The organism is Proteus sp. Marseille-Q3619, from assembly GCF_965283115.1.
This window is the reverse complement of the sequence record NZ_CBDIMP010000001.1, coordinates 3568948-3583746: the sequence shown is the minus strand read 5'-3', so window position 1 is coordinate 3583746 and position 14799 is coordinate 3568948. Positions and strand designations below refer to the sequence as shown.

10 protein-coding genes are annotated in these 14799 nt (G+C 37.9%); 4 read left to right on the top strand and 6 right to left on the bottom strand.

The window, feature by feature from the left end; genetic code table 11:
• Positions 1-20 precede the first annotated feature (20 nt).
• Both pyrD and pepN read right to left on the bottom strand, forming a co-directional pair.
• Positions 21-1031: a quinone-dependent dihydroorotate dehydrogenase gene (gene pyrD, locus ACWPWK_RS16395; protein WP_099074980.1), complete on the bottom strand. Its 1011-nt coding sequence runs from the start codon at positions 1029-1031 to the stop codon at positions 21-23.
• Positions 1032-1235: 204 nt separating this feature from the next.
• Positions 1236-3851, bottom strand: a complete 2616-nt coding sequence (pepN, locus tag ACWPWK_RS16390; RefSeq protein ID WP_109373540.1) for an aminopeptidase N — start codon at positions 3849-3851, stop codon at positions 1236-1238.
• A gap of 340 nt (positions 3852-4191) precedes the next feature.
• Here pepN and pncB point away from each other — a divergent pair, with 340 nt between their 5' ends.
• From pncB to ACWPWK_RS16370, 4 genes are all read left to right on the top strand, one after another.
• Positions 4192-5406 (top strand): nicotinate phosphoribosyltransferase, encoded by a 1215-nt coding sequence (gene pncB, locus ACWPWK_RS16385; protein ID WP_454209222.1) that lies wholly within the window; start codon positions 4192-4194, stop codon positions 5404-5406.
• Between the two features lie 257 nt (positions 5407-5663).
• A complete protein-coding gene (gene asnS, locus ACWPWK_RS16380) occupies positions 5664-7064 on the top strand; it encodes an asparagine--tRNA ligase (RefSeq protein WP_109373538.1) in 1401 nt (466 codons plus the stop codon).
• A gap of 340 nt (positions 7065-7404) precedes the next feature.
• The gene (locus ACWPWK_RS16375) at positions 7405-8502 is read left to right on the top strand and encodes a porin (protein WP_109373537.1); all 1098 of its coding nucleotides are present in this window, start codon (positions 7405-7407) and stop codon (positions 8500-8502) included.
• Positions 8503-8879: 377 nt separating this feature from the next.
• Complete coding sequence (locus ACWPWK_RS16370; RefSeq protein WP_109373536.1) at positions 8880-10070, top strand: amino acid aminotransferase; 1191 nt, start codon at positions 8880-8882, stop codon at positions 10068-10070.
• Between the two features lie 152 nt (positions 10071-10222).
• Here ACWPWK_RS16370 and ACWPWK_RS16365 read toward each other — a convergent pair whose 3' ends face one another.
• From ACWPWK_RS16365 to aphA, 4 genes are all read right to left on the bottom strand, one after another.
• On the bottom strand, positions 10223-10873 hold the full coding sequence (locus ACWPWK_RS16365; protein WP_109373535.1) for an MBL fold metallo-hydrolase: 651 nt from the start codon (positions 10871-10873) through the stop codon (positions 10223-10225).
• Positions 10874-10910: 37 nt separating this feature from the next.
• Entirely contained in the window at positions 10911-11459 is a 549-nt protein-coding gene (locus tag ACWPWK_RS16360) for a YcbK family protein (protein WP_099074987.1), read from the bottom strand.
• A gap of 357 nt (positions 11460-11816) precedes the next feature.
• Positions 11817-13544 carry a L,D-transpeptidase gene (gene ldtD, locus ACWPWK_RS16355; protein ID WP_109373534.1) on the bottom strand — a complete coding sequence of 576 codons (1728 nt, stop codon included), beginning with the start codon at positions 13542-13544 and terminating at the stop codon, positions 11817-11819.
• A 353-nt stretch (positions 13545-13897) separates the two neighbouring features.
• Positions 13898-14611 (bottom strand): acid phosphatase AphA, encoded by a 714-nt coding sequence (gene aphA, locus ACWPWK_RS16350; RefSeq protein ID WP_109373533.1) that lies wholly within the window; start codon positions 14609-14611, stop codon positions 13898-13900.
• Positions 14612-14799: the final 188 nt, after the last annotated feature.

The window sequence follows — 14799 nt, the reverse complement described above, 5'->3', positions numbered from 1 at the left end:
TAACTCATTATTAAATGTATTTAGATATGATTAATTATAGATTTGATAAGTGCAGGGCCTTGATAAATGAATCCTGAATAGACTTGAATTAGAGAAGCACCAGCATCCATTTTTTCTCTAGCTGCCGTTAGTGAATCAATTCCACCTACACCAATAATAGGTAATGCACCTTTTAATTCTTCATTTAATTGACGGATTATTTGTGTACTTTTTGATTGTACCGGACGACCACTTAATCCACCCGCTTCATTACAATGATTTAATCCACTCACTAATGATTTATCTAATGTGGTATTTGTCGCAATAACACCATCAATATGATGACGCACTAAGCTATCTGCAACTTGAATTAATTCTTCATGTGTTAAATCAGGCGCAATTTTAACTGCAACAGGAACATATTTTTGATATTTTCCTTGCAACTCTAATTGTTTATTTTTAATTGCTGATAGCAGATCGTCTAATGCTTCACCATATTGTAATGTACGCAAACCTGGGGTATTTGGTGATGAGATATTAATTGCGATATAACCAGCATGAGCATAGACTTTTTCCATACAAATCAGATAGTCATCTTTACCTTGCTCTACTGGGGTATCTTTATTTTTACCGATATTAATGCCCAGTACACCGCCATAACGGGATTGTTTTACATTTTCAATTAGGTTATCAACACCGAGATTATTAAATCCCATACGGTTAATTAAGCCTTCGGCTTCCACTAAGCGGAATAAACGAGGTTTATCATTTCCCACTTGAGGACGTGGTGTCACCGTACCAACTTCAATAAAACCAAATCCCATTGCACCCAATGCATCTATACAATCACCGTTTTTATCAAGACCAGCGGCAAGACCAAGTGGATTTTTAAATGAGAGTCCCATACAGGAAACAGGTTTAGAAGGAAGTGACTGCTGAATAAGAAATTGAAATGGGGAATGAGATAAACGTTTTAACTGACGGAAGGTAAAATCATGGGCACGTTCAGGATCTAGCCGAAACAATGCCTTCCTTACTAAGGAATAATACATACGATCTCCATTGAGAATATCGGGTATTAGGAATGATATGTCTACGACAATTTAAGCGTCGAGCATCATATAGATAAAAGCACGAAAAGTAAACGCTTCAATTTCACAATTCGCCATAAAAAATCCCCAGACTATGCTGGGGATCTGATTATCTTGCTGATTTTATACTATTTATTCACTCATAAAGTGATATAAGACGTGATATTAATCAGCTAATGCTTTGGTGATTTTCTCATATAAATCGCCAGACAAATTCTCAAGCGCTTTCAGTTTTAATAACTCAGCACGCATTTTATCTTGGCGAGTTGCATCATAACGTTTTAAACGAATAAACGGCTCAATAAGGCGTGAAGCAACTTGTGGATTGCGACTATTTAAGTCAGTCAGAATTTCTGTCAATAATAAATAACCAGAGCCATCTTCAGCGTGGAATGCCACAGGGTTATTATTCACAAATGCACCAATTAGCGCCCGAGTACGATTAGGGTTTGCAAGTGTAAATGAGCGATGAGATAACAGACTACGTACTTTCTGTAACACTTCTTTTTCTGGGCTCATGGCTTGTAAACTAAACCATTTGTCCATCACTAAACCATCTTGATGCCATTTGTCATCGAACTCTTGTAGCAATGCATCTTTACAAGGTAACTGTGCCATCACTGCTGCATTCAATGCGGCAAGTGCATCCGTCATATTGTCACTGTTGTGATATTGCGCGTCGACAAGTTGATTACCTGTTTGCTCATTTTCAACTGCTAAATAAGCTAGACACACATTACGTAAATCACGTTTTGCAATATCATCATGATTAACACGATAAGCACCGATATGCATTGAATGATAAACAGCAGAGAACTCATCTGCCATTTCAGTTGCTAGTGTTTTACGAATAAAACCAAGCGCTTTATGGATAGCAACTGGGTCAATAATACTAAATGATTCACCCGCTTCGACATCTGTTGGTAATGTCAGAATAAGTGCAGCTAATGCAGGATCGATATCTTTATCAAGTAATACTGCACGGAAAGCATCAACCACCATTTCAGGCAGAATGCAGATTTCACCCTTTTGAACTCGAGCTACGTTTTCTTTTATATAGCGACCTAATAATGCTTGAGCAGCATCCCAACGTGAAAATGCATTACGTGCATATTTCATTAAGAAAGAGAGTTGCTCATCCGTAAATGGATAATCAAGTTTTACAGGCGCAGAGAACTCACGTAATAAAGATGGGATTGGTTGTTCTGGCACATCGTCAAAGACAAACTGCTGCTCTTCACGTACCACATTCAATACATTAGAAATAGTTTGACCTTGTGAACGCAGTGGGATCACATCGCCTTTGGTATTATATAATTCAATATCTAATGGAATATGTAATGGCTGCTTTTCAGTTTGATCGGCTGTCGGTGGCGTCATTTGACTAACAGTTAAAGTGTATTGCTTTTTATTAGCATTATAACTATCACGAACTGTCAGTTGTGGTGTACCTGATTGGCTATACCAACGACGGAATAAAGTAAGATCAACATTAGAAGCATCTTCCATTGCTTGAATAAAATCGTCGCAAGTTGCAGCACTGCCATCGTGACGATGAATATACATCTGCATGCCAGCTTGGAATTGCTCTTCGCCTAATAAGGTGTGGATCATTCGGATCACTTCTGAACCTTTTTCATATACTGTTAAAGTATAGAAGTTGTTCATTTCGATCACACTATCAGGACGAATTGGGTGTGCCATTGGGCTTGCATCTTCTGCAAACTGAGCGGTACGCATCACTCGTACATTATTGATACGATTAACAGAGCGAGAGCCTAAGTCAGAGCTAAATTCTTGATCACGGAAAACGGTTAAACCTTCTTTCAGGCTTAACTGGAACCAATCACGGCAAGTAATACGGTTACCTGTCCAATTATGGAAATATTCATGACCAATAACAGACTCAATACCTAAGTAATCTTTGTCAGTTGCCGTTTCACTTTTCGCTAGCACATATTTAGAGTTAAAGACATTCAGCCCTTTATTCTCCATTGCCCCCATATTAAAGAAATCAACAGCAACTATCATATAGATGTCGAGATCATATTCTAAATTAAAGCGAGTTTGATCCCATGCCATCGCATTTTTCAATGATGTCATTGCCCAATCTGCACGATCTAAATTACCTTTATCAACAAAAAGCTCTAAAGCAACTTCACGACCGCTTTTGGTGATAAAAGTATCTCGTAACACATCAAAATCACCCGCTACCACAGCAAATAAATAACTTGGTTTTGGATGTGGATCTTCCCATATTACCCAATGACGACCATCATCCAGTTCACCTTGCGCAATACGGTTACCATTGGACAACAAATAAGGATACTGTTTTTTGTCTGCCGTGATTGTTGTGGTGTAACGAGCTAATACATCAGGTCTATCTAAATAGTAAGTAATATGGCGGAAGCCTTCAGCTTCACACTGTGTACATAATGCATCACCAGAAACATACAACCCTTCCAATGCGGTATTAGCTGATGGGTTAATCTCATTAACAATTTTTAATGTAAACTGTTCGGGCAGTTGTTCAATGATGAGTTTGCCGTTTTCTTCTTTATAGTGTGTCCAAGCAACATCATTCACTGCGATTGATTTTAATGTTAAATCTTCACCATCTAACACTAATGCTGTCGCATCTGAGTTTAGGCGTTTACATTGGCTTATCGCTGTAACCTGGGTGTTTTCTTTGTCTAAGATAAAATCAAGATGTAAATCGGTGATTGTGTAGTCAGGGGCACGATAATCTTTGCGAAATTTCGCGATTCTTTGTTGTGTCATAGAAAAAACCTTTTAGTTAACACGACTATTTAACGGTTATATTGCCAAAGCTTACTCGTCAAAAATCTGTTTAGCCAGTCGAATATTCAATTGAAACCATTAAAAGTCAACGGAATGTTAATAGTTTATTAATACATGTAATCAATTTATTTGGTAAATGATGCTAATATACTCCCAAATTATGTTTAACGTGGTAAACTCATCTAAGTTTTACAGCTTGTTTTTATGTCGCAGAGAAATATTGTTGAATAGTGACGCTTTGTCGTCATATTCGGGTATACTCTCCAACCTTAACGATTTAGCAGACATAAAAACGCTCCGTGAGGATGCTTGACGCGCTATGATTTTAGACGCTACACCGATTATTACATCACTGTTGGATACCGATGCATATAAGCTCCACATGCAACAAGCGGTTTACCACCATTATAGTAATATTCCTGTCGTTGCTGAGTTCCGCTGTCGGAGTGATGAACGTCTAGGTGAATATGCAACAACCTTACGCCATCAAGTTAATATGATGGCAGACTTGTCATTAACGAATGAAGAATTTGACTATCTTCAGAGCCTCCCCTTTTTCAAAAATGACTATCTGCAATGGTTTAAGCATTTTCGCTTTAAACCAGAACAAGTCCAAATTTCAACAATACCTGAAAACCAACTGTCGATAAGAATAACGGGGCCTTGGCGCGAAGTTATTCTATGGGAAGTTCCTTTGTTAGCTTTAGTGAGTGAAATTGTACATCGTGCTCGTTCTCCTCAAATCACGCCTGATGATGCAGTTAATCAACTACGTAAATTAATTGACATCTTCTACCGTGATGCGGCTGAACAACAGATTGACTTAGCTGATTTTAAATTAATGGATTTTGGTACTCGCCGCCGTTTCTCTTATGATGTGCAGTGTGCCATTGTGGATGAGCTGAAAAATCATTTCCCTTATCTTATTGGTACAAGTAACTATCATTTAGCTGAGCGTATGCATTTGGCTCCTGTGGGAACACAAGCTCACGAATGGTTTCAAGCTCATCAGCAGATTAGCCCTGAACTGGCAAATAGCCAACGTGCAGCCTTGCAATCTTGGTTAGATGAATATCCAGATCAATTAGGTATTGCATTAACAGATTGCATTACAATGGATGCGTTTTTGCGTGATTTTGATAAAGCCTTTGCAGAGAGCTACCAAGGTTTACGTCATGACTCAGGCGATCCGATTGAATGGGGTGAAAAAGCGATCGCGCATTATGAAAAATTGGGCATTGATCCCATGAGTAAAGTATTAGTCTTTTCTGATAGTCTCGATTTTCAAAAAGCACTCGTACTTTATAAGCATTTCCATAAGCGTATTCGTCTAATCTTTGGTATTGGTACTCGACTCACTTGTAACATTCCTGAAATAACGCCTCTTAATATTGTGATTAAGCTGGTGGAGTGTAATGGTAAGCCAGTGGCTAAATTATCAGATAGCCCAGGTAAAACAATTTGTGACGATAATGACTTTGTTGACAAGCTACGAAAAGCCTTTGACGTTCCTCTTGTTAAACAGGCCTGTTAATTAGCTAAAAATCTTCATTAATAAAAGAAAGGGTAATAATTGCCCTTTCTTTTGTCATAACACCTGCCTTTATCAATATTTCACCTATTTTTATCAATTTATTTTATACAAAAGCTTTTCTCTTCTTTATTGACTCTTTAAACTAAAATTTCCTACTTGTTTCCTGCGCTATTGCAAGTAACATAGAAAAACTGTCCGACAGGGGCAGAGTGAATTAACCAAACAATTATTTTAATTAAACGAAGAGAGATTTATTTATGATCGTTGCGCCTGTAGTCGACGTACTGCAAGGCCGTATCGCGGTTGGCGAAGACGTCACCGTTCGCGGTTGGGTACGTACAAGAAGAGATTCAAAAGCTGGTATCTCATTCCTTACCGTCTATGACGGTTCCTGCTTTAATCCAGTACAGGCCATCATTAATAATAATTTACCGAATTATCAAGATGAAGTGCTGCACTTAACCACAGGCTGTTCTGTGGAAGTCACCGGTAAAATTGTTGAATCTCCGGGCCAGGGACAGAACTTTGAAATTCAAGCCACTCATGTTGTTGTGGTAGGAATGGTCGATGATCCGGAAACTTATCCGATGGCCGCCAAACGTCATAGTATTGAGTACCTACGTGAAGTTGCTCACCTTCGTCCTCGTACTAACTTAATTGGTGCAGTTGCTCGTGTTCGTCACACATTAGCACAAGCACTACATCGTTTCTTCGATGAACAAGGCTTCTTCTGGGTTTCTACGCCACTGATTACGGCGGCAGATACAGAAGGTGCAGGTGAAATGTTCCGTGTCTCTACATTAGATATGAACAACCTGCCACGCACAGATAAAGGCGAAGTCGATTTCAGTGAAGACTTTTTTGGCCGTGAAGCGTTTTTAACTGTTTCTGGTCAGTTAAATGGTGAAACTTACGCCTCTGCATTAAGCAAAGTGTACACCTTCGGCCCAACATTCCGTGCTGAAAACTCAAATACCAGTCGTCACCTCGCTGAATTCTGGATGGTAGAGCCTGAAGTAGCATTTGCTGATCTTAACGATATTGCAGCCCTTGCTGAAAAAATGCTGAAATACACCTTTGCCGCTGTATTAGCAGAGCGTAAAGATGATATGGAGTTCTTTGCACAACGTGTCGATAAAGACGCTATCACACGCTTAGAGAACTTTATCACCTCTGACTTTGCTCAAATTGATTATACCGATGCAGTTACTGTGCTTGAAAACTGTGGTGAGAAATTTGAAAACCCAGTTTATTGGGGTGTTGACCTCTCTTCTGAGCATGAACGTTATCTTGCAGAGAAACACTTTAAAGCACCTGTTGTGGTGAAAAACTATCCGAAAGACATCAAAGCATTCTATATGCGTATGAATGAAGACGGTAAAACAGTTGCAGCAATGGATGTATTAGCACCAGGAATTGGTGAAATCATCGGTGGTTCTCAACGTGAAGAGCGTTTAGATATGTTTGATAAACGTTTAGAAGAAATGGGAATGAATAAAGAAGATTACTGGTGGTATCGCGACCTACGTCGTTATGGCACCGTACCTCACTCAGGATTTGGTTTAGGCTTTGAACGTTTAGTTGCTTATGTGACGGGTGTCGCAAACGTTCGTGAAGTTATTCCATTCCCTCGTACACCAAGAAATGCTGATTTCTAATTTAGTGATTAATTAGTATTCAGCTAAAAATTTGCACTGCTGTTTTATTGCACAAGTTTAACTTAAGTGAAGAAGCCAACCTCAAGGTTGGCTTTTTTTATGCATGGCTGTTATTTGATTCAAAAGTTCCCCGAAATACACACTTTGAAATACATAGTTACAATTTGTTACACTTTTTTCGTTTTTGTAGCAAATTGGGGGTAGATAAAATTTTTTACCAATGGAACACTGTCTCCCGACACAGACGACACTTAACTCTCATAAATAGTTCCATAAAAATTAAGAAACTATTTCTGGCAGTGGCAAAGGTGTCTGAATAACACCAATGAGGGTAATAATAATGATGAAGCGCAATCTTCTTGCAGTGGTAATCCCAGCTTTAATGTTTGCTGGTGCAGCAAACGCAGCTGAAATGTATAACAAAGACGGCAACAAAGTAGACATCTACGGTAAAGTTGACGTTCGTCATTACTTCGCTGATAAAGATTCAGGTGAAGACGGTGATGCATCTCGTGCACGTATCGGCTTCAAAGGCGAAACTCAAATCAATAAAGATTTAGTTGGTTTTGGTCGTTTCGAATATGAAATCCGCACAAGCAATACTGAAGGTGATACTGATTCACGTGCTCGTTTTGCTTACGCTGGTTTTAAATTTGCAGATTACGGTTCACTGGACTACGGTCGTAACTACGGTGTAATTTACGACACCAACGCATGGACAGACGTTCTGCCTTTATGGGGCGGCGACTCCATGGCACAAACTGACGTTTACATGACTAGCCGTACTACCGGTGTTTTAACTTATCGTAACACTGATATGTTTGGTTATGTTGATGGCCTGAACTTTGCTCTGCAATACCAAGGCAAAAACAACGAAAATACTATCAACAAACGTGATGGTAAAAAAGCTAATGGTGACGGCTTTGGTTTCTCTACAGCTTATAATTTAGGCTGGGGCGTAACTCTGGGTGGTGGTTATTCAAGCTCTGCTCGTACTTCTTGGCAACAAGATAACAGCACTGCTAAAGGTTCTCGTGCAGAAGCATGGAACGTTGGTGCTAAATTTGCAGCTAACAATGTTTACTTAGCAGCTATGTACGGTGAAACCCGTAACATGACTAGCTTCAATAAAGGCATTGCTAACAAAACTCAAAACATCGAGTTAACTGCACAGTATGACTTTGCTGACTTAGGTCTGAAACCATCTTTAGGTTATGTTCAATCTAAAGGTAAAAATCTGAACCAAACAACAGACACTGGTATTGCTTATGTTGGTGATGAAGATTTAGTTAAATATATCTCTGTAGGTTCTTTCTACAAATTTAACAAAAACATGACTGCAGTTGTTGACTATAAAATCAACCTGCTGAAATCTGATAACAAACTGGGCATCAACGACGACAACGTAGTTGGTTTAGGTCTGACTTATCAGTTCTAATTACCGCTTATAGGTAATTAAACAGTCAAGTTAATTGATTTGAAAAGCAACACTTCGGTGTTGCTTTTTTATTTGTACAATTTAACCATCACAACACGCCGTTTATTTATTCACTTAAAAATATCCCCCCTTTTCTTTATTTTTCAAATTATCCAAAAGTTTATCCCACTAAACAATTATGTCTTTTTAGTGATTATTTTTACATGTTAATGTAATCACAGGATATTCACTTATTTACATCTTGATTTGCTATTTATTCTCACTTAGTTCACAACTTCTTGTTAATTTCTCTACAAACAGTTGGCAAAAAGCCTTCATAGCGTTACTCTTGATACTCATATTTCGGCTTCGTTTTGAGCTTAGGGAACAATTACACTATGTTTGAGAAAATCATTGCTGCACCAGCCGATCCTATTCTGGGTTTAGCTGATAGTTTCCGTTCTGATCCTCGTGAAAACAAAATTAATTTAGGAATTGGTGTTTACAAGGATGAGACAGGTAAAACACCTGTTTTAACCACAGTTAAGAAAGCAGAAAAATACCTGTTAGAAAACGAAACCACTAAAAACTACCTTCCTATTAGCGGTATCCCTGAATTTGGCAATGTTACCCAAGCGCTTCTGTTTGGTGAACAACATCCTATTATCTCTGAAAAGCGCGCACGCACAGCACAAGCACCGGGTGGTACTGGCGCTTTACGTATCGCCGCTGATTTTATTGCTCAACAAACCACAGCAAAACGTGTCTGGATAAGTAATCCAACGTGGCCTAACCATAATAATATTTTCAAAACAGCAGGTCTTGAGATCTGTAATTATGATTATTATGATGCAGAAAATCGTGGATTAGATTTTGAAGGCATGCTGGCAAGCCTTGCTAATGCACAGGCTGGCGATGTAGTGTTATTCCACGGATGCTGTCATAACCCAAGCGGTATTGATCCAACAGAAGAACAATGGCGCCAACTCGCAGCATTATCAGCAGAAAAAGGCTGGCTACCTGTCTTTGACTTTGCATACCAAGGTTTTGCGCGTGGTCTTGAAGAAGATGCCCAAGGCTTACGCCTCTTTACAGAAAAAAATCCTGAGCTTATTGTCGCAAGTTCATACTCTAAAAATTTCGGCCTTTATAATGAGCGTGTAGGCGCATGTACTATTGTCACAAAAGACAGTGAGACTGCGGAAAAAGCCTTTAGCCAAGCAAAAGCCATTATTCGTGCTAACTACTCTAACCCACCAGCGCATGGCGCTTCAGTGGTAACGACTATTCTTTCTAACCCAGAGTTAAAAGAAGAGTGGATTGAAGAACTCACAACCATGCGCGAACGTATTCAGCGTATGCGTCAATTGTTAGTGACTACACTACAAGAAAAAGGCGCTAAACAAGACTTTAGCTTTATTATCGACCAAAATGGTATGTTCTCATTTAGTGGTTTAAATAAAGAGCAAGTTGAGCGTTTACGTGCTGAATATGGTATTTATATCGTGGGTTCAGGTCGTATTAACGTTGCAGGTTTAACCCTTGAGAATATGGTTCCACTGTGCGAAGCCATTGTTGCTGTACTCTAATTGCCTTCTAAAGGGTAATTAAGATAAATGCCATGTTATTAAATAACATGGCATTTTTATTGATATAAAAGAAAAATAAACCACACTTTTTTATTCATAAAAAAAGCCCTTTATAATAAAGAGCTTTGCGTTAATTAATGGATATTATAGTATTACCAGATTGGCATTTCATCTTGTAAAAAAGGATTATATCGGCGTTCATGCCCTAAATTAGACATAGGACCATGTCCCGGAATAAACAGATAATCATCGCCTAAAGGTAATACTTTATTTTTGATTGAAGCAATAAGATCGGCATGGTTTCCACGAGGGAAATCAGTACGACCAATGCTTTCTTTGAATAACACATCTCCCATAGAGATGAGTTTATTCTGATGATTAACAAAAATAACATGTCCTGGAGTATGACCAGGGCAATGTAAGACAGATAACGAAATTGTTTTACCTATCGTGACGGTATCACCTTCATTTAACCAACTATCTGGTGTAAATGATTTTCCGCAAGGAAAATTAAACATACGGCACTGTTGTTCTAATTCTTCTAATAAGAAATTATCATCTTTATGAGGACCGTAAACAGGGACATTGAAGTGCTCAACAATTTGTGAGGTGCCTGCAATATGATCAAAGTGTCCGTGTGTTAATAATACTTTGGTCAATGTTAATTGGCGTTCTTCTATTTCTGCAATTAACGTTTCAACATCACCACCGGGATCAACAATTGCTGCTTCCTTCGTTTCATCACACCAAATAAGGGTGCAATTTTGCATATAGTTTGTCACAGGTACAATGTGATACATCATGAATCACTCCACTCTTTATTATCTAATTCTCAATAGATTACCATGAGCGGACAGGTCCTGTATCAATATGCACAAAATTACTTCTTGGATAATAGCCTACACCACCTGCTTTCATTCTTAATGCAACTTGACGCACTTTAGAAAGATCAGTGCCGACTAAACGAAAATCCATTGCTTGTCCACGCGTGTGATAGCTCTTCTTTGCCACTCCGCTACTACTATGACGTAGATTATTATTTGTCACTAAAGAACGATAACCTGAAATAAGCTCAACGGGTTTATTGTTATTAAGCATCACTTGCAATAAGTAGATTTGGTCAAACAGTGCAGGATCAATCGTTTTGATTTTGTTTTGACGGTAATCTCTAAAGAGATGATTTAGTTTAGCAAGCTCATGTTTATTATAACGTTTTCCATCAAAAAACTCGGCTTTAATAGTTTCACCTGTATTTAAATTATTAAAGCGAAGGATTTTTGGACGAGGTGTCGCTAGTGAAGCAAAAGCATGAGAAGGTAATAAACCTAACCCCACTGCGGCCATACCAAGCCCCAGCCATTTACGGCGATGTGAATCAATAATATCCATAGTATATGCACTCAAAAAATTATTTCAGGAAGAAGAACCTTTATTATGACAATATTTTTCTCAAATTGTTTCTTACAGTTTGTATAGTATTGTAAATAACACTTCATTTCAATTTAATGCCATTAGTAATTTTATAAGTTTAGTTATTTATACTAAATTCCATTTTTATCATTCTATTTTTATCATTCTATTTTTATCATTCTATTTTTAATAGAAATTTTAAAAATATTTTATAATTTATTATATTTTTAATTACCCTATTAATAATCATAAGAGAGTGATTTCATCTTATTGATTTATATAAAAATAAAGGATAGCCAAATTAGCTACCCTTTATTCAATTTATATTTATTTATATTACAAGTATTTCTTAATATTCTCTAAATAAGGTTGTGCATTAGTCGTGACTTTGTCATAACCATAAATATCTGCACGATATTGAGGTGCATTTTCCTGAGCCACCCATGCTGTTTGATAATATAAATAAACCGGAATACGTTCAGGAATTGGCGCATATTGTGTTGAACCACGTTTTAGTGCCGCATCAATTCTATCTTGTTTCCATCCCGCATCGCCCAATAAAATTGAAGCAAGTTCAGAGGCTTTATTAACACGAATACAGCCTGAACTAATTGCCCTCATATTTTTTGAAAACAGTGAATGATTTGGTGTGTCATGCAGATATATCGCATCTGAATTTGGCATATTAAATTTATAACGGCCTAATGAGTTTGTTGGTCCCGGAGCCTGCCAAATTCGGTAAGGGAAGTTATTAGCACTCATATTTTGCCAATCAATATCGTAAGGGTTAATAGGATAAGCATCATTCCCCCACCCTGAATAAATGGTATATCCCTTACGACTAAAGTAACTAGGATCTGCTTTACCTCTAGGTACAATATCTTTACGAGTCATGCTTGTTGGCACATTCCAAGGTGGGTTAACCACAACATTATTTAGTGCACTACTCATAATCGGTGTTTTTCTATCTGGGCGACCGACAATGACTTTTGAGTCGAGAATAAGCTCGTTATTGGCATAAAAATAGAGCGAGAAATCAGGAATATTAACCCAAATTCCAGTATCACCAATGGCTGGCGTCAGGCGAAGACGTTGAATATTTAATGCCATAATGCTAGCGCGCTGTGCTGGTGTTATATTTAACCACACTCGCGTTTGTCGCCCAATAACACCATCGGGCTCTAATCCATGAGCAGTTTGAAATAATTTAACAGCCGCAACTAAAGGCGCATCATAAACGGTTGTCACAATTTCCTGCTCATTCGCTGCCAACTCAGGAATTAATTTTAAATTACGTAAAATCTGTCTCAGCGGTACAACTTCTTGTGATGATTGATTTGGCTTTAATGATGTTGTTCCTTTCATTTCTGGCCAAACAACTGAACTATGTAACTGCTTTCGCACTTCCTCTTTCATTAAGGCGTAATAAGGATGGGACGGTGCATAAGAAATAACAAAGCTACCTAAGGTGTTATTTTGAATATTTTGCTGTAATTCCACGACTGACTTATCAGTTGGTGATGGTAATACTTGCATCACATCACGATACAGTAAAGATATGCCTGATTTATTTACTTGCTCAACGAAACTGATATAGCCTAAAAAAGCATCTGATAAAATAAGGTCGCGTGCTTCTTTTGTTAATTCAGGCGACTCTAGTTGTATTAACCATTGCCCAAATTGAGGTTGGGTTCCCGACATCGCCACTTCAGCAATTTGTTGCTGTAATTGCTGTACTGTTTTTTCATCTTGCCAGATTAATGCTAAATCACTTGCTTGGTAAACTTTCACTAACTGGTTTAAATATAACGGTTTATATCCCGTTGAGCTCCATGATTGTAGTTTTGTTCTTACTGCTAACTCAGTCAATTGTGGAACCTTCATAACCACAATTGCAGGTGCTGGCATAACTTCACTAGTGACAGGAACTAATGTTGCGTTTTCTGTTTCGGGTGTAGATAAAGTCACCGACTCTGTTTCTGTGGCTATTGCATAATGACCAGAAAGGAGTGTACCTATAACAACTGAATATGCGATTGCTCTTTTAATTGGTTGATGCGCCATAAATCCTCTACCCTCATTCCTTATTATTATTTTGGTATCCTAGAATATTAGATGAGCTAGGCAAAGAGTTTTATAGGAATAAACTAATATTTTTAAAGTTTTGTAAGCCCCTGATAGAAATTTGGTTTTATTTAATCAAAAAAAGACCATCTAGCTGCTTTTATCTTCAAATATATAATTTAAATGAAAGATACAATAAAAGAACAAAAAATAGACATATTGAAAATAAGCGTTCAGGAAATAATAAAGAATTGTGAATAGATAAATAAGATTATTTAAATGGAAGGTATTTTAAAATAGAAAAAGGCGCAGTTTCCTACGCCTTACAAATAAAGGTAAACAAAGGGTAAAGATTAATACTCTGAATTGATAACAACTTCTTCACCAAACTGGCCTGCTTTTGGCAGTGGTTGGTAAGAAGAGTTAGCCGCACGCAGAATACGAATACCACGGATATTCAGTTCATCTGCTGCTGCGATATCAGCATCAGCATCACCGTAGTAAATTTTCAGTTTATGATCACGCATCCAGCTTACTTTGTTATTTGCGCCAGGTTGATCACCAGCAAAAATAACCGGCTGCATTTTATCAGCAGGAATGTTTAAGCCTTCTTGTACATATTTGGTCACAGTCTCAGTTTTAGTTTGAGTACGACCAGTAATGAAATAAACAGTATCCCCACGTTTTAGGTGCATCTGAACAAGATCGATACCGACTTGTTTAGGCATACTGAATTTATCCCACTCATTATTCATTTTGTTCCAGAATTCTGGGTTTTTCAGGTAGCTGAAATCGTTTGGAGAGTATTCTAGTTTACCACGGTAGAAACCAGGGCTTGAGAACAGAACGGTGTCATCAATATCAAAACCAACCGCCATCGGTGCTTGACCTGCAAGGCTTTTTTCAATATCAGCAACAGAAACCCAATGAATTGGTTGTTGTTGTGCAAGTTGTGCAACAGTAACACCTGGGCTAACAACTTCTGGTAGATGTACTTTTGCCATTGCTGCGCCGTTTAAGCTTAACGCTAAAGCAATTGCACTAAAAGCTAACGTGACTTTACGCATTCTTTTTCCTTTAAATTTTTATATTAATCACATACGGGAACAATCATAAACATCATGATTACATTTAAATGAGATATGGCGCACGTTATACCACTTAAGATTTCATTTTTTTGTTAATTTGCTTTCATTTTTTGATCTATGTAACACTTTGAAAAAAGAAGGCGCTATAAGCATAAGCCCGCAGCGCC